Here is a 17,407-nt window from a genome sequence, read left to right on the forward strand (position 1 = left end):
TTGCTTCGATTTCTTCAATCTCTTGAATGACCAAACCCGCGGAGAGTCGCGGGTCTGGTTGTTGGTTAGCGTGTGGTCAGCGCGTTAAATGCGCATCGGCATCACAACGTATTTAAAGGCTGCGTCGTCAGGAATAGTCAGCAGCGCGGAGCTGTTGGAGTCAGCCAGTTCGATCTTCACCATGTCCTGGTCCATGTTGGCCAGCGCGTCGATCAGGTAGGTGACGTTGAAGCCGATTTCGATGGCGTCACCGCCGTAGTCGATGTCGAGCTCGTCGACGGCTTCTTCCTGCTCGGCATTGTTGGAAGCCACGCGCAGGGTGCCGGGTTCGATGTTCAGGCGCACGCCCTTGAACTTCTCGCTGGTCAGGATGGCGGTGCGCTGCAGGCTGGCCAGCAGGGGCACGCGGCCCAGGGTGATGATGTTTTTGTGGTTCTTGGGAATCACGCGGTTGTAGTCGGGGAACTTGCCTTCGACCAGCTTGGTAACGAACTCCATGCCTTCAAAGCTGAACTTGGCCTGGTTGCCGGCGAATTGCATTTCGATGGCGCCTTCCTTGTCGCTGAGCAGGCGCTGCATTTCCAGAACGGTCTTGCGCGGAAGAATCACTTCCTGCTTGGGCACTTCAACGTCGAGCGTGGCGGATGAGAAGGCCAGGCGGTGGCCGTCGGTGGCGACCAGGCTCAGCTGCTTGCCTTCGGCGACGAAGAGGATGCCGTTGAGGTAGTAGCGGATGTCGTGCACCGCCATGGCAAACGAGACCTGGTTGAGCAGCTCTTTCAAAACCTTTTGCGGCACCGAGAAGCTGGGGCCGAAATTGGCGGCTTCCTGCACCAGGGGAAAGTCTTCAGCCGGCAGGGTTTGCAGGGTGAAGCGGCTTTTGCCGCCCTTGAGGATCAGCTTGTTCTGCGACGACTCGAGCGAGACGGTCTGGTCGCTGGGCATGGAACGCAGGATGTCGATGAGCTTGCGGGCACCCACGGTGGTGGTGAAGTTGCCGGCGTCGCCGTCGAGCTCGGCGGTGGTGCGGATCTGGATTTCAAGATCGCTCGTGGTGAGCTGCAGCTGGGCGCCAGTTTTGCGGATCAGCACGTTGGCAAGAATGGGCAAGGTGTGCCTGCGCTCAACGATGCCGGCCACCGACTGCAGTACCGACAAAACTTTATCCTGGGTTGCTTTCAGAACGATCATGACTTCCTCTGTATATATCTTTAATTCTTTAATTCAAATTAGTAGTAGTAGATAAGGGTGGCGCCCATCTGTGGATAGTGCCATTTTCCCCTTTTTGATCAACCACTTGGCGTTTGTTTAACCATGTGTTCAGACGCCCCTGAACTGCACTGCTGAATATGAACAACTTTCGATTGTCATCTGCTTCTGTGGATAAGCCATGGGTTGTTCAAAAGTTGTCCCCAAAGTTATTGTGAGGGTGGCTGGGCTCTGTAAAACACCGTGAAAACCGGGCGCAAGAGGGTTCATGGAGTTAATGGGGCGCATGGATGCTGTTCCTCAGCCTTTCAGGGTCTGTTCAAGCACATGCAGCTGCTGGTTGAGCTCTGTCATTTGCTGGCGCTCGGCAGACATCTTGCGCACGGCGTGCAGCACGGTGGTGTGGTCACGCCCGCCAAAGAGCTCACCGATCTCCGGGAGGCTCTTTTGCGTGAGTTCCTTGGCCAGGTACATGGCAATCTGCCGCGGCCGCGCAATGCTGGCTGGCCGCTTCTTGGAATACATGTCAGCGACCTTGATCTTGTAATAGTCGGCGACAGTCTTCTGGATGTTCTCGACGCTGATCTGCCGGTTCTGGATGGAAAGCAGGTCACGCAGGGCCTCACGGGCCAGCTGGATGGAGATTTCCTTGAGATTGAAGCGTGAGTACGCCAGGATCTTGCGCAGGGCGCCTTCGAGCTCACGCACGTTGGAGCGGACGTTCTTGGCGACGAAGAAGGCGACTTCTTCGGGCATGGAGGCGCCTTCGGCTTCGGCCTTGCGGATCAGGATGGCGACGCGCATTTCGAGCTCGGGCGGTTCGATGGCGACGGTGAGGCCGGAATCAAAGCGCGACACCAGGCGTTCGTGGATATCCGTCAGGCCCTTGGGATAAGTGTCGCTGGTCATCACGATGTGCGACTTTTTGGTCAGCAAGGCCTCGAAAGCGTTGAAAAACTCTTCCTGGGTGCGGTCTTTGTTGGCGAAGAACTGGACGTCGTCAATCAGCAATAAATCCAGGGAGTGATAACGCTCCTTGAATTCATCAAAAGTCTTGCGTTGGTAAGCTTTAACCACATCTGAAACAAATTGTTCAGCATGGATGTAGAGAACTTTGGCGGCGGGGTTGTCCGACAGCAATTTATTGCCGATGGCGTGCATCAAATGGGTCTTGCCCAAACCGACGCCGCCGTAGATAAAAAGCGGGTTGTAAAGCTGGCCCAGACTGCTGGAAACATGCAGCGCGGCGGCCCGGCCCATGCGGTTGGCCGTGCCTTCAATCAGGGTGTCGAAGGTCAGCGCGCTGTTGAGCCGATTCTTGAACGGCGCGCCGGCGGCTTCTTCGGGAACACCCAGGCCGACGGGCTCAGGAACACCGGAGCCTTCAAAGCTGCGAACCAGAGATGAAGATTTGGCGGGCGCTTCGCGCGGAGCAAGTGCTAACTCAAGGGGTATGCTTTGCCCGGAAATTTTCTCAAGCAGGGCCGAAATACGGCCGGCATATTGGGCGCGAACCCAGTCCAGTTTGAACCGGTTACCCACCAAAACGGTGACTTTGGTGAGGTCGGGAGCGACCTCGACCAGCAGGGGGCGGATCCAGGTATTGAACTGTTGTTCAGGTAATTCCTGGGCCAGGTGGTCGACGCAGCTCTGCCACAAGTCCTGGTTCAGATTTTGGACGGATGCCTCACTCATGGCTGGTTTTGGCTGGGTTGCTGGCCTGGCAAGAGGCGCCCGGCAGCGGTGAGCTGCTTGTGGATATTGTTAATTTTGAGCACCGGCAATTGTAGTCCGGGCGGGGAGTTATCCACAAAAAAATTGATCCGGGTTTCAACCTATTTTCGGCACTGGTTTGGGGTATGTAGCGACCCGGTTCTCCGCATCTCAGCCTTTACCCCAAATGGGCAGGCTAACTTGTTGCCAGCGTTAGGAAATCTGCGATAATCATGGGTTTCCCTGATTCGCGGCGGGTTTTGCCTGCCTTGAAGACTTGCAGAGATGGTTGTGTTGTACGGCCACCAAGATCATTCGAATCGCCCAAAGCAGTGTGTCTTATAACTAAGGCAAGGTAACGGCAAAGGGGAAAGCTTTGTAGCTGACCGGCTAGTAGGACTCAATCATGAAACGCACATACCAACCATCCAAAGTCAAACGCGCTCGTACGCACGGCTTCCTGACCCGCATGAAAACGCGTGGCGGCCGCGCAGTGATTGCTGCACGCCGCGCCAAAGGCCGCAAGCGCCTGGCTGTATAAGCCTGTTTTCTGCTGGCCATTCGCAGTTTTTTAAACTGACGCCTGGCGCTCGTGCAACGGCTTCAAACCCGACCCCAGTTCCAGGCAGTTCTTGCCGGCTCCATTGTTGCAAAGACAACGCACTTCGCATTGCACCGCAATGCGCTGGACGCAAAGCCCGTGCAAGCTGAGCCAGGCAAGCTGGCTGATGTGATCGCGGCAAAGCCGCTGTTTCCCGTACAGGATGTCTGGCTTGGGGCCATGGTTCCCAAACGCTGGGCCAAACGCGCCGTCACACGTAACGCCATCAAACGACAGATCTACACCGTGAGCGCTGATTTTTCGCATCAGTATCCTCAGGCTGCTTTTGTGGTCCGCTTGCGGCGTGATTTTTCGCGCAAGGAATTCATCAGCGCGACGTCCGAACAGCTCAAGCTGGCGGTACGCACCGAAGTGCTGGCGCTGATGCAGGCAGGAGCCAAGGCGCCATGAGCCCTGTTTTTGCCGCGCTGGCACGTCTTTTCCGTTTGCCGCAAACCCTGTTGATTGGCCTGGTCAAGGGCTATCGTTTGTTGCTCAGCCCATGGCTGGGCTCTGCCTGCCGGTTTGAGCCGACCTGTTCGGCCTATTCACTGCAGGCCCTGCAGCAGCACGGCGCAACAGTCGGCAGCTACCTCACTTTGCGCCGGCTGGTACGCTGCCATCCCTGGTGCGATGGCGGGCACGACCCGGTGCCGCCCGCTCCCCTCTTTTCCCGCCTGGCCACCCCCGTGGCCTCCACCCCTTCTAAAAAGACGCCGTCATGAACGACATCCGCCGCACCATCCTGTGGGTGATTTTTGGTTTTTCCATGGTCCTTTTATGGGACCAATGGCAGGTTTACAACGGCCACAAGGCGACCTTTTTCCCGTCTGCGACGCAAAGCGCCAAGGCGCCAGCTGCGGGTTCTGCCGCCTCCGCACCTGTTGCTGCCAGCTCGACGGCTTCTTCTGTGCCCACACCGCAGGCCGCGAATGCAACGCCAGGCGCGCCTGGTGTTGTGCCTGCAGGCGCTCCATCTATAGCCCCGTCGACCGCCAAAGAACGCTTCGTTGTGAACACCGATGTGCTCACGCTGACCTTTGACAGCGAGGGCGGCACCCTGGTGCACTCGGCATTCGTCAAATACAAGGACCAGGTGCACAAGGATGAAGGCTTTGTCCTGATGGATGAAAGCGCAAACCGCGTTTATGTGGCGCAAACCGGGTTGATTGGCAGCAATGCGCTGCCGACCCACAAAACGCCCATGGCAGTGGTTGCTGGCGACCGGGCTTTGAAAGACGGCCAGGACGAGCTTCAGGTCAAATTTGAGTCGGCGGAAGTCGGCGGCGTCAAGCTGGTCAAAACCTACACACTCAAACGCGGCGCTTACGACATCGCCGTACGCCATGACATTGTCAACGCCGGCACTGCAGCGGTGTCTCCGCAGTTGTACATGCAACTCGTGCGTGACGGCAACAAGCCGCCGGGCGAGTCTTCGTTCTATTCCACCTTTACCGGTCCGGCGATTTACACCGAAGCGAAAAAATACCAGAAGGTTGAATTCAAGGACATTGAGAACAACAAGGTCGACGTTGAAAAGCAGGCGACCAATGGGTATGTGGCCATGGTGCAGCATTACTTTGCAACGGCGTGGATCGTGCCTGACGGACTCAAGCGCGACCTGTTTTTCCGCAAGGTAGACAACAACCTGTATGCCGTGGGCCTGATCACGCCGCTGGACACCATCGCAGCAGGCACGACCAAGTCGGTCGAGGCGAGATTTTTCGTCGGCCCGCAGGAAGAAAAAACACTGGAAGCCATTGCACCAGGCCTGGAGCTGGTGAAGGACTACGGCTGGTTGACCATCCTGGCCAAGCCGCTGTACTGGCTGCTCGACAAGCTGCACGGCTTCATCCATAACTGGGGCTGGTCCATCGTGGCGCTGGTACTGCTGCTGAAAATCGCGTTCTACTGGCTCAATGCGAAGGCGTATGCCAGCATGGCCAAGATGAAGGCGATCAATCCGAAGATCATGGAAATGCGTGAGCGCCTGAAAGACAAGCCGCAGGAAATGCAGCAGGCGATGATGAAAATCTACAAGGAAGAAAAAGTCAACCCGATGGGCGGCTGCTTCCCGATCATGATCCAGATCCCCGTGTTCATCGCGCTGTACTGGGTGCTGCTGTCCAGCGTTGAAATGCGCAATGCACCCTGGGTCTTGTGGATCCATGACCTCTCGGCGCCGGATCCGTTCTTCATCCTGCCCGTCCTGATGACCTTGACTACCATGCTGCAAACGGCGCTGAATCCCGCTCCGCCGGATCCGATGCAGGCCAAGCTGATGTGGTTCATGCCGCTGATCTTCAGCGTGATGTTCTTCTTCTTCCCGGCCGGCCTGGTGCTGTACTGGATTACCAACAACATTCTGTCCATCACCCAGCAGTGGATCATCAATACCCGTATGGGTGTGCCGCCTCAGTTCAATCTGCCGAAGTTCAAATAAGGCGGACACGGAATAAAAACTGGGCCGCTTCGCGGCCCTTTTTCTTGGGAAACCGACTTTGGCTGCGGCGCTCTCTGCCATAGCGCCAATATCCGGTTTGCCCCTTAACATCTACCACCATGCTGGCCCGACACCACGACCCCATCGTTGCCATCGCCACCGCGCCCGGGCGCGGTGCGGTGGGCATAGTGCGGGTGTCCGGCAAGCACATCGCGCCCGTTGTGGAAGCGATTTGCGGTCGCCAGCTGCAGCCGCGCCAGGCGACCTATCTTCCCTTCAGGGATGCGCAAGGGATCGCCATCGACCAGGGCCTCGCCCTGCATTTCCCGGCGCCTCATTCCTATACCGGCGAAGACGTGCTGGAGCTGCAAGCGCACGGCGGCCCTGTCGTGCTGCAGCTGTTGCTGGCGCGATGCCTTGAGGCCGGTGCGGCACTCAACCCGATGACAGGCTCGGCGGCGGTACCGGGGCTGCGCGTGGCGCAGCCGGGCGAGTTCACCGAGCGTGCCTTCCTCAACGACAAGATCGACCTGGCGCAGGCCGAGGCGATTGCGGACCTCATCGACGCGAGCACCGAAACCGCCGCGCGATCTGCCGCGCGTTCAATGTCGGGTGAATTCTCGCTGGCGGTCAACACGTTGCTGGAGCAGCTGATCCATCTGCGCATGCTGGTCGAAGCCACGCTGGACTTCCCCGAGGAAGACATCGACTTCCTGCAGAAGGCAGACGCGCAGGGCCAGCTTGAGCGCTTGCAGGTGACGCTGGCCGGCGTGATGCAGCGCGCGGTGCAGGGCGCCTTGCTGCGCGAAGGCATCAAGGTGGTGATCGCTGGCCAGCCGAACGCCGGCAAAAGTTCGCTGCTCAATGCGCTGGCCGGTGCCGAACTCGCCATCGTCACGCCGATTGCCGGCACCACACGCGACAAGGTTTCGCAGCTGATCCAGATTGAAGGCGTTCCGCTGCACGTGGTGGACACCGCTGGCCTGCGCGACGCGCTCGATGAAGTGGAAAAAATCGGCGTCGAACGCGCGTGGGCTGAAATCGCCAGTGCCGACGCGGTGCTCTTCCTGCATGACCTGACCCGGCATGCCGCCGATTACCTGGCCGCCGACGCACACATCGCAGAAGTATTGAGCCGCGAGCTGCCGCGCAACACGCCCATCATCGACGTCTGGAACAAGTCGGACGCGGCTGCCGCGGACGTGCTGGGCACAATCAGCGGCGGCGTTCTGATCTCCGCCAAAACCGGCGACGGCCTGCAGGCGCTGCGCGGGCAACTGCTGCAGGTCGTGGGCTGGCAATCCGCACCCGAAGGTGTGTTCATGGCCCGCGAACGCCATGTGCGTGCCCTGCACCAGGTCGCAGAACAACTCGGGAGAGCCCATGCGCAGATTCGCGCGGGGCACCCTGCCCTGGACCTGCTGGCCGAAGATTTGCGCCAGGCGCAACTTCACCTCAGCGAGATCACCGGTGCATTCACGCCAAATGACTTGTTGGGCGAAATTTTCTCCAGATTCTGTATTGGAAAGTAGTAAACCGACGACAGGCGGGCCCCGTCTGGGGACAAGCGGCGCCGAGCCGCGAAAAACGCACCAAAACAGTCAAAAATGGGGTTCTGTCGAGGGGAAATTACAACTCCGGATTTCCTGTATCAGGTGTAAGGGGCCGTTAACGTCTCTTGCGGGCTATGTAGTGCGAAGGTATCTTCCGTCCCACTATGAACGCTCCACTACCTGCCGCCATTCGTTTTGACATCCAGGGCCTTGCCCAGGCCATTCTTCACTGCCACGCCAGTGACGCATTGCGCTGTCAATTCAACCAGCCGCATTGGGACATCCTGGCCAGCTACATGCAGCCCTTCGCCCTCAACAGTGGCCAGGTGCTGATGGAACAGGGTGCGCTGGACCGCACGCTGTATTTTGTGGAAAGCGGCACACTCAGCGTTCATTACGAAGATGAAAAGGCCCGCGTGCGAATGGCACTGGTGGGTGCAGGTACCGTGCTCGGTGAAGGCGCGTTCTTCTCGCACATGCCGCGCAGTGCCACGGTGCATGCGTCGACGCCCTGCAAGCTGTGGTGCCTCACCCCGATGCGGTTCCTCGAACTGGCAAACCGTCACAGCCCCATTGCACTGGAGCTGACCATGGCAATGGGGTCGGTCATGGCCAAACGACTTTATAACCGTCCCAAGCGCGTCGCCGTGACCTGAGCATCACACCTCTGTCGGGTGCACCGGCATCATCAGACAACTGACTCCTGCCGTAATACTTTCGGGCGTCACAGGCGTTCTCAAAAACGTGACGGGCGTGATTTTTTACCAGACAGTTGCATGGGTGTTTCGATAAAGTCGGCCACAGGATTTGCTGCTAAACAACAGCTGAACCGTTTGCGCTATTGCTTACAGATTCACTCCGCGCATTGACGGAAAATCAAGATTCATCACGAGAACATTGCCATGTCTTTTTTAAACTGGTTTTCCGACAAACCGCAGCAAGCCGGTGCGGCTGCGAATGACGAACAAAAACGCGCGTCCGCCGCACGTGACAAAGGCGCTACGTCCGTACCCCAGCGACTCTCCCCCGAACAACCTGCTCCCGCCGATTCCGGCAAGCTCAAGCGTCACGCCCGCCGCGAGCAGTTGTACGTAGCAATTCGTGAGGCCATGACCCGCTCCGGCGTGCTCTCGGCCAGCTACAAATTCAAAGTTCTTTCGCTCGACCAGAGCGGCAATGAATTCCTGGTCATGATGGACCTGGCAAAAGCATTTGGCGGTACGTCCGAGCAATTGAGTGGAATTGAGGCATCGATCACACAGCACGCCAAAGCGCGCTTTGAGATCACGGTACCCGCTGTGTACTGGCGCCTGGAGGAAATGGCGGTCGCGGTCAAACAGGCCCCGACGCCTCCGCAGGCCGTGCAAGCACCTGTTGTACAGGCACCCGCTGTAGTACACGCCGAAGCCAATGTAGAAACCCGCGCACCCGTTAAACCCGCAACACCGCGCTATGAGCCTATCCAGGCCGACGAGGTTGCCGCCTTCAAACAAGCTTTGGTTGCTGCGTCCGCGCAAGGCACGGCAGTTGCGCCGGAAAAAGGGGTCAAAGTGCAAAGCGGCCCGCGCTCACGTTCATACACCCTGTTGACGGGCTTTGAAGACACCGAAATGCCACCGGAATTCAGCACGTCACCAGCGCTGAGCAGCACGCAGTACGGCGATCTCAACTAGGTCGAGCCGGCTTCAGATTTAAGACAAATTGGCTTCCAACCCAATGAGGGCGGGCGCAAGCAGCTACTATTTTCGTAGCTGAACTCGTTCTCCCCGGGCAGTTTTCAGAACGGCATCCCGTCGTTCAATGCCCCGAAAAGTCAATCAAGGTGAACAGCGGCAGCCCTGCTGCCCGCAATTTTTCTGACCCACCGAGTTCGGGCAGGTCAACAATCGCCGCACCTTCGGTGACGGTGGCGCCCAACTTCTCCAGCAGTTTCTTGCCGGCCATCATGGTGCCGCCCGTGGCAATCAGGTCGTCGATCAGCAGCACCCGGTCGCCGGATTTGACCGCATCGGTATGCAGCTCCACGGTGGCGCTTCCATATTCGAGCTCATAGGTTTCCTGCACGGTTGTGAAGGGCAGTTTGCCTTTTTTGCGTATCGGCACAAAGCCAACATTCAACTCGTAGGCGATGACGGCGCCGAGGATGAACCCGCGCGCATCCAGCCCTGCCACGATGTCGGGACGGAGCTTGCCGTCCATGTAGCGGTGCACAAAAGCGTCGATCAGCACGCGAAAGACCTTGGGGTTCTGCAGCAGCGGCGTGATGTCGCGAAACTGCACGCCGGGGGCCGGCCAGTCGGGCACGGTGCGGATATGGTTCTTCAGGTACTGGCCGACGGTCTGGTGAGTGAGGCTGTGAAGGTCAGGCATGGCGTGTCCAAGGTGAGTGGCGCCCATATTGTGCCGTCAGTGTCAAAGAACAACGACCTGCTGCGGGCGCGAACAAAGCGGTGAGATGTTTCCCCGGAAGCCCTTCTTTGCTACGGGCGGCCCGCTGCTCAGTTGATACGGCCGCGCAGGAGCTTCTCTTCGGCCATGGCCAATGCCTCGGGCTTGCCTGACAGCACCAGCGTGTCCCCGCCCTCCAGCAATGTTTCGTCATGCGCGGCCACTGCCTTGCCATTGCTGCGGCGCAGGCTGACCACGCGTACGCCGCCGGCGCCCAGTGCCACTGCACCCAGGGGTTTTCCGGCAGACCTGGTGCCCAGCGGCAATGTGACGTTTGACAGGCGCTCCTGCTCGAGCTCGTTGACGGTGTCGTCGTCGGCGCCGCGAAAGTAGCCTCGCAGCAGGTTGTAGCGGGCGTCACGTTGATCCTGCACGACGCGGATCACACGGCGCATGGGCACCCCCACCAGCGCCAGCGCATGGCTGGCCAGCATCAGGCTGCCTTCAATGGCCTCAGGTACGACCTCTGTAGCGCCGGCAGCCTGGAGTTTTTCCAGGTCGTGGTCGTCCACCGTCCGCACAATCACCGGCACGGTCGGCGCGTGGGCGCGCGTGTTGGCCAGCACCTTGAGGGCGCTGGCTGTGTCGAGATAAGTTACCACCACGGCGCTGGCCCGGGCCAGCCCGGCTGCCATCAGGGCCTGGAGCCGCACCGCATCGCCGAACACCACCGAATCGCCTGCGGCTGCGGCCTGCCGTACCCGGTCGGGGTCGAGGTCGAGCGCCATGTACTGGATGCCTTCGCGCTCCAGCATGTGACCCAGGTTCTGGCCGCAGCGGCCATAGCCGCAGATGATCACGTGTTTGTTGGCATTGATGGATTTGCGCGCGATGGTGGTCATCTGCAGCGATTGCTGCAGCCACTCGCTGGAAACCAGCTTCATCACAATGCGGTTGCTGTACATGATGATGAAGGGCGTCGCCAGCATGGACAGCACCATGCTGGCCAAAATGGGGTTTAACAGTGCGGGTGGCACCAGGTTGCTCTGCTGGGCCAGCGTGAGCAGCACAAAGCCGAATTCGCCCGCCTGGGCAAGGTACAGGCCGGTGCGCAGCGATACGCCGGCTGTGGCACCCAGCGAGCGCGCCAGCGCGGTAACCAGTACCAGCTTGAAGAGAACAGGCAACGTCGTCAGCAACAGCACCAGTGGCCATCGTTCCAGCACCGGCCGCCAGTCCAGCAGCATGCCGATGCTGATGAAGAAAAGACCCAGCAAAACATCGTGGAAGGGCCGAATGTCGGTTTCGACCTGATGTTTGTATTCCGTCTCGGAGATCAGCATGCCGGCAATAAAGGCGCCGAGTGCCAGGCTCAACCCGGCGCGCTCGGTCAGCCAGGCCAGCGCCAGTGTGACCAGCAGCAGGTTGAGCACGAACAGTTCTTCGCTTTTGCGCCGCGCCACGATGGTGAGCCACCAGCGCATGATGCGTTGCCCGCCGGTGAGCAGCAGGCCAACCAGCACGGCCGCCTTCAACCCCGCGATCGCCAGTGCCGTCAGGAGCGCATCGGCGGGCGCCCCCAATGCCGGAATCAGCACCAGCAACGGTACAACGGCCAAGTCCTGGAACAACAGCACGCCCATGACGCGCTTGCCGTGTTCGGATTCGAGTTCAAGTCGCTCCGACAGCAGCTTGACCACAATGGCGGTGCTGCTCATGGCGATGGCACCGGACAGCGCCAGCGCGGTCTGCCAGCCCATCTTCCAGAGACCGGGGGCCATGCTGGCAAGGAACAGCGAGCCCACCGTGGCCAGCACGATGGTCAGCGTGACCTGCAGCAGGCCCAGGCCAAAGACGTGACGCCGCATGGAGCGCAGCTTGGGCAAGTTGAACTCAAGCCCGATCACGAACATCAGAAACACCACGCCGAACTCGCCCAAATGCCGGACGCCGTCGGAATTTTGCGCCAGCGCCAGCGCGTTGGGCCCGATGACCACGCCGACCGCCAGGTAACCCAGCATGGGCGGCAGCTTGAGCGAACGGCATGCCACCACACCCAGCACAGCAGCCAGCAGGTACAGCAAGGTCAGTTCAAGCGCGCTCATGCGTTGATGGTAGCCGAGGATATTGCACAGCCTTGACGATTTGCGCGGGGGCCTGCCGGCAGGATGGGGCCTGCCCGCCTCTATAGAATGCAGCCATGAGCCTTGACGCCGTGAATTTTGATGCCGAACAGGTGCTAAGCCTTGCCAGGAAGACTTTTGAAATAGAAGCCGCCGCTGTGCTGGGCCTGGTGGGACGGCTGGGCGACGAGTTTGCCCAGGCCGTGGAGTTGATGCTGCAGTGCCGCGGCCGCGTGGTTGTCATGGGCATGGGAAAAAGCGGCCACATAGGCCGCAAGATTGCCGCCACACTCGCCTCCACCGGAACACCTGCCATGTTTGTGCACCCGGCTGAAGCCAGCCACGGCGACCTGGGCATGATCAAGGCCATCGACGTGGTGCTCGCAATTTCCAACAGCGGCGAGAGCGCCGAGCTGACGATGATCCTGCCGGTGTTGAGCCGCCAGGGCGTACCGATGGTGGCAATTACCGGGGGCGCACAGTCCACGCTTGCCCGGCATGCACGGGTGACGCTTGACAGCAGCGTGGCGCAGGAAGCCTGTCCGCTCAACCTGGCGCCGACTGCCAGCACGACTGCGCAGCTCGCCCTGGGTGACGCGCTGGCCGTCGCCCTGCTGGATGCGCGCGGCTTCAAGGAAGAAGACTTTGCCCGCTCCCACCCGGGCGGTGCGCTCGGCCGGAAGCTGCTGACGCATGTCAGTGACGTGATGCGCAGCGGCGATGCAGTGCCGCAAGTGCTGGCTGACACCAGCTTCACCGATCTCATGCGTGAAATGAGCGCCAAGGGACTTGGAGCTTCTGCGGTGGTGGATGGCAGCCGGCGGGTGCTCGGTATATTCACCGACGGCGACTTACGCCGGCTGGTCGAAAAAGGTGTGGACCTGCGTACCAGCAAGGCAGGCGACGTGATGCGCGCCAATCCGCGCACGATACAGCCGGATTCGCTGGCCGTTGAGGCTGTGGCTTTGATGGAGCAGCACCGGATCACCAGCGTGCTGGTTGTGGACGACGCAGGGGTGTTGTGCGGGGCGCTGAATACCAACGACCTGATGCGCGCAAAAGTGATATGACATCCGCACCCGTTATTTGGCTTGCGGTGAAACGATAGATGCTTACTCCAACACTGAGCTTTCCGCCTGAACTGCTGCTGCGCGCGCAAGGCATCAAGGTGGCCTTTTTTGACGTCGACGGAGTACTCACCGACGGTGGCCTGTATTTTTCCGAATACCCCGACGGCCACGAACTGGCTGTGGCGTCCGGCGGTTACCGCGCTTCGGGCGAGATTGTCAAACGGTTCAACACGCTGGACGGCCATGGCCTCAAGCTGCTCCAGAAGGCCGGCATTACTCCCGCAGTCATCACCGGGCGCGACAGCCACGTGCTGCGCGCACGTTTACAGGCACTCGGCATCACCCATGCCCATTTCGGTACGGAGGACAAACGCCCGGCCGCCGAGCTCACGCTGCAGGCCCTGGGGCTGGACTGGAGCGCAGCCGCAGCCATGGGTGACGACTGGCCCGACCTGCCTGTGCTGTCCCGTGTGGCATTGAGCTGCGCGCCGATCAACGCGCACGCGGAGGTTCGCGCGATGGTCCATCATGTGACGCAAGCGCCAGGTGGCCATGGCGCCGCACGCGAGTTCTGTGATGTGCTGCTGGTTGCCAGCGGACGCTATGCCGGGCTGCTTCAGGAGTACAGCCAGTGAGCACCGGGGCGAAGAACCGCGGCGCCCTGCTGCACCTGAAAAAGGTGTGGCGACGCTTTCTGCGCGTCTGGGACAGCATGGCCATTTACATGCCGCTGGTGATGATGGGGGTGCTGGCGCTGGGTACCTACTGGCTTGTGCGCAACACCCCGATCTTCAGCACGCCGGAAGTGGCCAGGGAGGCGCGCCACGACGTGGACTATTTCATGCGCAAGTTCACCGTCAAGACGTTTGACGAAGGGGGCAAGCTCAAAAGCGAAATTTATGGGACAGAGGCCCGGCATTTCGCCGATACCGATATCCTGGAAATTGACCAGGTGCGTATCCGCAGCATTAATGTGGAAAAGCGCATCACGACGGCTACCGCCAACCGGGCCTACACCAACGGTGATGGATCGGAAGTGCAGTTGACGGGCAATGCGGTGGTGGTCAGGGAGGCGAGCCAGGATGCGAACGGAAAGGAAACGCCGCGCATGGAATTTCGCGGAGAGTTTCTTCATGCCTTCCTGAATGACGAGCGCGTGAAGTCGCACAAACCGGTGCTGCTGATTCGCGGCACCGACCAGTTCACCGGTGACACCTTTGCCTACGACAACCTCGACCAGGTGGCAGATCTCAAGGGACGTGTCCGCGGCATTCTCGTCCCGCGTTCCGCGGCCAGCGCTGCAGGTGCTGGTAACTTGCCCATTCTCACGCCCACTCTCACGCCCGCACCAGCTGTCAATCCGTCAAGCAACGCACCGGCGACCCGCTAACGCGACGCTCTTCAATCAACGACTGCCCACCATGTCCAGACTCGTATTCATCACCGGTGCTTCCAGCGGTATCGGGCAGGCATTGGCACTGCGTTTCTATTCTGCGGGCTATCGGCTGGCGCTGGCTGCCCGCAGAACCGCCGAGGTCCAGGCCTGGGCGGAGACCCATGCCATCAGTGCGAGCCGCTACCAGGTCTACGGCGCAGACGTATCCGACATCGACAGCATTGTGTCCGCCGGCGAGGCTTGCATCGCGGCGCAGGGCGTGCCCGATGTGGTGATTGCCAATGCCGGTATCAGCATCGGCATGGACTCTGCCGTGCGTGCCGACCTTGAGGTCATGGCCCGGACTTTTGCGACCAACAATATCGGTGTTGCAGCCACCTTTCACCCGTTCATCTCCGGCATGGTTTCGCGAGGCACAGGAACACTGGTTGGTATTGGCAGCGTGGCCGGCATACGCGGCCTTCCGGGCCATGGCGCCTACTGCGCAAGCAAGGCTGCAGTCATCAACTATTGTGAGAGCCTGCGCGGGGAACTGCGCCCCAGTGGCGTGAAGGTGGTGACGATTTGCCCGGGCTACATCGACACGCCGCTTACCCGCGAAAACCGCTATGCCATGCCGTTTCTGATGAAGGCCGAGGTATTTGCCGAAAAAGCGTTTGCCACCATCCAGGCGGGGTGCAGCTACCGGGTGATCCCCTGGCAAATGGGTGTGGTGGCCAAGCTGTTGCGCCTGCTGCCCAATGCGGTGTTCGACAAGGCCTTGTTTGGCCGCGCGCGCAAGCATCGCCAGGGCGAGAGCTGAGATCCGGGCGTTTTTGCGCGCTGCGCTATCAAAACAGGAGCTCGCGCCCGTAAGTTGGGCGCTGTAAAGCAAAAAGGCTTCAAAACCGAAGTCTTGAAGCCTTTTAAGCGCTCTTCAACCAGAGGCTGAAGATGGGGTTCTGCAGGGCTTAGTAGCCGCCGCGTCCACCACCACCGCCGCCACCGGAACGGCCACCGCCGCTACCGCCGCCGCCGTAGGGGCTGCGGAAACCGCCGTCGCTACCGCCGCCGCCGGAACGACCACCGCCGCCACCGCCGTAGCCACCACCGCCGGAACGATCGCCGCCGCCACCACCACCACCACCGTAGCCGCCACCACCGCCGCCGCCGAAGCCGCCGCTACGTGGAGGACGTGCCTCCATGGGACGAGCTTCGTTCACGACAACGCTACGGCCGCCCAGAGGCTGGCCGTTCATGCCGTTGATAGCTGCCTGGGCTTCTGCATCGCTGCCCATTTCGACAAAGCCAAAGCCTTTGGAGCGACCGGTGTCGCGTTCCATCATGACTTTAGCGCTGGTGACAGCGCCAAATTGGCCAAAAGATTGTTGCAGGTCTTCGTCGCGGACCGAGTACGGCAGGTTGCCGACGTAAAGTTTGTTGCCCATGAAGGGACTCCTCTAAAACACAAAAACAAAAGCGATGGGGTCCCGAAAGCACAACAAATCTTGATACGTACCGCTGTAGCGCGCGAAACTGACCGATCACCTAACGTGTGCGAATAGTGACACTCGCACCGGCATATTATGCGTCAGTTATCAAAAAGACAACCAGCTGGCGTTACTGCCTGGGCCTCGCAAGCCCGCATAAACAGGGGCTTCCCGGGCTTGTTTACGATTTTTGTATCGACCTGCCCGCTGATTCGAAGGCCGCAACGGGTAACCCAAAGCACTTCTATTGAAGATGGCGCAACAAAAAGCCCGGGATGAGGTTTTCGCCCCAGCTGCGCGGGTGTTTAGCAATAAAGCTCTATTAGTGGCCCGAATTTACGGCCCTGCTTAATAAGTTAGCGCCTACTGTTTATGGATTTACCAATGAATAGAGGCTACCGGCGCGAAGAAATCAGAGTCGTAAGTTCTCTCCGGACTGCCTTGATGCGGGAAGCGAAGATGTGTCCGTTAAAAGCCATAGGCAGGACAGTTGACGCGCGCGCGGAAAGAAAATAGTTACAAAAAATTGCAATGATTCAATCCGAAGCCATATTTATTCGATGAGGTGGCGATCGACTGCACCCGTTCGGCGGCGCGTTATTTGGGACGAATATCGGGCGGCAATTCGGTGGAGCCAGCCTCGGCAAGATTCGAATAGTTGCGCCACTGCTTCATCGCGGCGCGCATGGTCAGAATCTGGTTCTCAAACTTCGGGCAGGCGTCGCAGGCCAGAAGATGCAGCTTGAGCGCAATATGGTCGGGCAAACGGAGTGCGCGGTCTTCCCGCGCGATCAGCAATGCCGCAGCCTCGCGGCAGGTGCGTCTTAACAGGGTAATGTTGGGTTTCACGTCAAGGGCCGGCCGTATCAGGTGCTGAGTTTGCCAAACCAGTGGATATTCAGGCACTCCTGCAGGCGCAGGCGGGCTCGATGCAACTGGACATACAGATTGGTCGGTGTCAGTGAGAGTTCCTTACAGACTTCCTGCGAGGAAAGCTCCAGCCACTCACGCATCAGGAACAGCCGCCCCAATGCCGGTGGCAGGCGTTCCATGCATGCGTCCAGCACCTGGAAGAACTGCACCTGCTGCAGGGTCTGGTCCGGATTGCCCCAGTCATTGGGCGGCTCTGTGAAATGCCCGTCGGCCTGGAAAGACAGCCGGTCGAGCTCGTCACCCTCTTCATCGCCGCGGGCGTCCGGCACGGCCACCATGCGCGCATTGCTGCGGATCAGGTCAATAACCTTGTGCTTGAGGATGCCGACCAGCCAGGTCTTGAGCTGCGAGCGGTTGCCGAAAGACTGTGGCTTGGACAAAGCCGCCAGCAGTGTTTCCGACACGGCGTCCTCGGCCCATTCATCGTTGCGCAGCTGCAGGCGCGCAAAACGAAGGAGGTAGAGCCGGTGTTCGACCAGCTGCTCTTCAAAAGTAGGCATGGCCGGAAG

Annotated in this window: 18 protein-coding genes; 11 read left to right on the top strand and 7 right to left on the bottom strand. The window is 59.8% G+C overall.

Going from position 1 to position 17,407, the window contains the following annotated elements:
* Positions 1-84 precede the first annotated feature (84 nt).
* Positions 85-1,191 carry a DNA polymerase III subunit beta gene (gene dnaN, locus AC1DYR_RS16960; protein WP_457281892.1) on the bottom strand — a complete coding sequence of 369 codons (1,107 nt, stop codon included), beginning with the start codon at positions 1,189-1,191 and terminating at the stop codon, positions 85-87.
* A gap of 318 nt (positions 1,192-1,509) precedes the next feature.
* A complete protein-coding gene (gene dnaA, locus AC1DYR_RS16965; protein ID WP_457281893.1) occupies positions 1,510-2,904 on the bottom strand; it encodes a chromosomal replication initiator protein DnaA in 1,395 nt (464 codons plus the stop codon).
* A 424-nt stretch (positions 2,905-3,328) separates the two neighbouring features.
* Here dnaA and rpmH point away from each other — a divergent pair, with 424 nt between their 5' ends.
* The 7 genes from rpmH (at position 3,329) to AC1DYR_RS17000 (ending at position 9,192) form a co-directional block, all read left to right on the top strand.
* Positions 3,329-3,463, top strand: a complete 135-nt coding sequence (rpmH, locus tag AC1DYR_RS16970; protein ID WP_007862708.1) for a 50S ribosomal protein L34 — start codon at positions 3,329-3,331, stop codon at positions 3,461-3,463.
* A gap of 51 nt (positions 3,464-3,514) precedes the next feature.
* A complete protein-coding gene (locus tag AC1DYR_RS16975; RefSeq protein ID WP_477706136.1) occupies positions 3,515-3,934 on the top strand; it encodes a ribonuclease P protein component in 420 nt (139 codons plus the stop codon).
* A gap of 35 nt (positions 3,935-3,969) precedes the next feature.
* Positions 3,970-4,248: a membrane protein insertion efficiency factor YidD gene (yidD, locus tag AC1DYR_RS16980; protein ID WP_477706204.1), complete on the top strand. Its 279-nt coding sequence runs from the start codon at positions 3,970-3,972 to the stop codon at positions 4,246-4,248.
* Positions 4,245-5,966 carry a membrane protein insertase YidC gene (gene yidC, locus AC1DYR_RS16985; RefSeq protein ID WP_477706137.1) on the top strand — a complete coding sequence of 574 codons (1,722 nt, stop codon included), beginning with the start codon at positions 4,245-4,247 and terminating at the stop codon, positions 5,964-5,966. Before yidD ends, yidC begins: the two co-directional genes overlap by 4 nt.
* A gap of 119 nt (positions 5,967-6,085) precedes the next feature.
* Positions 6,086-7,498 (top strand): tRNA uridine-5-carboxymethylaminomethyl(34) synthesis GTPase MnmE, encoded by a 1,413-nt coding sequence (gene mnmE / locus AC1DYR_RS16990; protein ID WP_477706138.1) that lies wholly within the window; start codon positions 6,086-6,088, stop codon positions 7,496-7,498.
* Between the two features lie 185 nt (positions 7,499-7,683).
* The gene (locus tag AC1DYR_RS16995) at positions 7,684-8,175 is read left to right on the top strand and encodes a Crp/Fnr family transcriptional regulator (RefSeq protein WP_122954706.1); all 492 of its coding nucleotides are present in this window, start codon (positions 7,684-7,686) and stop codon (positions 8,173-8,175) included.
* Positions 8,176-8,421: 246 nt separating this feature from the next.
* The gene (locus AC1DYR_RS17000; protein WP_477706139.1) at positions 8,422-9,192 is read left to right on the top strand and encodes a hypothetical protein; all 771 of its coding nucleotides are present in this window, start codon (positions 8,422-8,424) and stop codon (positions 9,190-9,192) included.
* 124 nt (positions 9,193-9,316) lie between these two features.
* Here AC1DYR_RS17000 and AC1DYR_RS17005 read toward each other — a convergent pair whose 3' ends face one another.
* Positions 9,317-9,889: an adenine phosphoribosyltransferase gene (locus tag AC1DYR_RS17005; RefSeq protein ID WP_477688217.1), complete on the bottom strand. Its 573-nt coding sequence runs from the start codon at positions 9,887-9,889 to the stop codon at positions 9,317-9,319.
* Positions 9,890-10,017: 128 nt separating this feature from the next.
* Positions 10,018-12,012 (bottom strand): cation:proton antiporter domain-containing protein, encoded by a 1,995-nt coding sequence (locus AC1DYR_RS17010; protein ID WP_477706140.1) that lies wholly within the window; start codon positions 12,010-12,012, stop codon positions 10,018-10,020.
* A gap of 95 nt (positions 12,013-12,107) precedes the next feature.
* Between AC1DYR_RS17010 and AC1DYR_RS17015 the strand changes: the two genes are divergently transcribed.
* The 4 genes from AC1DYR_RS17015 (at position 12,108) to AC1DYR_RS17030 (ending at position 15,298) form a co-directional block, all read left to right on the top strand.
* Positions 12,108-13,100, top strand: coding sequence for a KpsF/GutQ family sugar-phosphate isomerase (locus AC1DYR_RS17015; protein ID WP_477706141.1), 993 nt, complete (start codon positions 12,108-12,110; stop codon positions 13,098-13,100).
* 38 nt (positions 13,101-13,138) lie between these two features.
* Positions 13,139-13,735 (top strand): KdsC family phosphatase, encoded by a 597-nt coding sequence (locus AC1DYR_RS17020; RefSeq protein ID WP_477706142.1) that lies wholly within the window; start codon positions 13,139-13,141, stop codon positions 13,733-13,735.
* Between the two features lie 77 nt (positions 13,736-13,812).
* Positions 13,813-14,490 (top strand): LPS export ABC transporter periplasmic protein LptC, encoded by a 678-nt coding sequence (lptC, locus tag AC1DYR_RS17025; protein ID WP_477706205.1) that lies wholly within the window; start codon positions 13,813-13,815, stop codon positions 14,488-14,490.
* Between the two features lie 31 nt (positions 14,491-14,521).
* Positions 14,522-15,298, top strand: a complete 777-nt coding sequence (locus AC1DYR_RS17030) for an SDR family oxidoreductase (RefSeq protein ID WP_477706143.1) — start codon at positions 14,522-14,524, stop codon at positions 15,296-15,298.
* Positions 15,299-15,446: 148 nt separating this feature from the next.
* Here the strand turns inward: AC1DYR_RS17030 and AC1DYR_RS17035 are convergent, their stop codons facing one another.
* The 3 genes from AC1DYR_RS17035 to AC1DYR_RS17045 form a co-directional block, all read right to left on the bottom strand.
* Positions 15,447-15,923, bottom strand: a complete 477-nt coding sequence (locus AC1DYR_RS17035; RefSeq protein WP_477706144.1) for an RNA recognition motif domain-containing protein — start codon at positions 15,921-15,923, stop codon at positions 15,447-15,449.
* Positions 15,924-16,562: 639 nt separating this feature from the next.
* Positions 16,563-16,814 carry a zf-HC2 domain-containing protein gene (locus AC1DYR_RS17040; protein ID WP_477706145.1) on the bottom strand — a complete coding sequence of 84 codons (252 nt, stop codon included), beginning with the start codon at positions 16,812-16,814 and terminating at the stop codon, positions 16,563-16,565.
* Between the two features lie 17 nt (positions 16,815-16,831).
* Positions 16,832-17,398 carry a sigma-70 family RNA polymerase sigma factor gene (locus AC1DYR_RS17045; RefSeq protein ID WP_477706146.1) on the bottom strand — a complete coding sequence of 189 codons (567 nt, stop codon included), beginning with the start codon at positions 17,396-17,398 and terminating at the stop codon, positions 16,832-16,834.
* Positions 17,399-17,407 lie beyond the last annotated feature (9 nt).

This window comes from Polaromonas sp. P1_F9 (assembly GCF_056405615.1).

Bases quoted from the DNA above. Each gene is read 5' to 3' on its own strand.
- dnaN (WP_457281892.1), bottom strand. From the start codon at position 1,191: ATGATCGTTCTGAAAGCAACCCAGGATAAAGTTTTGTCGGTACTGCAG.
- dnaA (WP_457281893.1), bottom strand. From the start codon at position 2,904: ATGAGTGAGGCATCCGTCCAAAATCTGAACCAGGACTTGTGGCAGAGC.
- rpmH (WP_007862708.1), top strand. From the start codon at position 3,329: ATGAAACGCACATACCAACCATCCAAAGTCAAACGCGCTCGTACGCAC.
- yidC (WP_477706137.1), top strand. From the start codon at position 4,245: ATGAACGACATCCGCCGCACCATCCTGTGGGTGATTTTTGGTTTTTCC.
- mnmE (WP_477706138.1), top strand. From the start codon at position 6,086: ATGCTGGCCCGACACCACGACCCCATCGTTGCCATCGCCACCGCGCCC.
- AC1DYR_RS16995 (WP_122954706.1), top strand. From the start codon at position 7,684: ATGAACGCTCCACTACCTGCCGCCATTCGTTTTGACATCCAGGGCCTT.
- AC1DYR_RS17000 (WP_477706139.1), top strand. From the start codon at position 8,422: ATGTCTTTTTTAAACTGGTTTTCCGACAAACCGCAGCAAGCCGGTGCG.
- AC1DYR_RS17005 (WP_477688217.1), bottom strand. From the start codon at position 9,889: ATGCCTGACCTTCACAGCCTCACTCACCAGACCGTCGGCCAGTACCTG.
- AC1DYR_RS17010 (WP_477706140.1), bottom strand. From the start codon at position 12,012: ATGAGCGCGCTTGAACTGACCTTGCTGTACCTGCTGGCTGCTGTGCTG.
- AC1DYR_RS17015 (WP_477706141.1), top strand. From the start codon at position 12,108: ATGAGCCTTGACGCCGTGAATTTTGATGCCGAACAGGTGCTAAGCCTT.
- AC1DYR_RS17020 (WP_477706142.1), top strand. From the start codon at position 13,139: ATGCTTACTCCAACACTGAGCTTTCCGCCTGAACTGCTGCTGCGCGCG.
- lptC (WP_477706205.1), top strand. From the start codon at position 13,813: ATGGCCATTTACATGCCGCTGGTGATGATGGGGGTGCTGGCGCTGGGT.
- AC1DYR_RS17030 (WP_477706143.1), top strand. From the start codon at position 14,522: ATGTCCAGACTCGTATTCATCACCGGTGCTTCCAGCGGTATCGGGCAG.
- AC1DYR_RS17035 (WP_477706144.1), bottom strand. From the start codon at position 15,923: ATGGGCAACAAACTTTACGTCGGCAACCTGCCGTACTCGGTCCGCGAC.
- AC1DYR_RS17045 (WP_477706146.1), bottom strand. From the start codon at position 17,398: ATGCCTACTTTTGAAGAGCAGCTGGTCGAACACCGGCTCTACCTCCTT.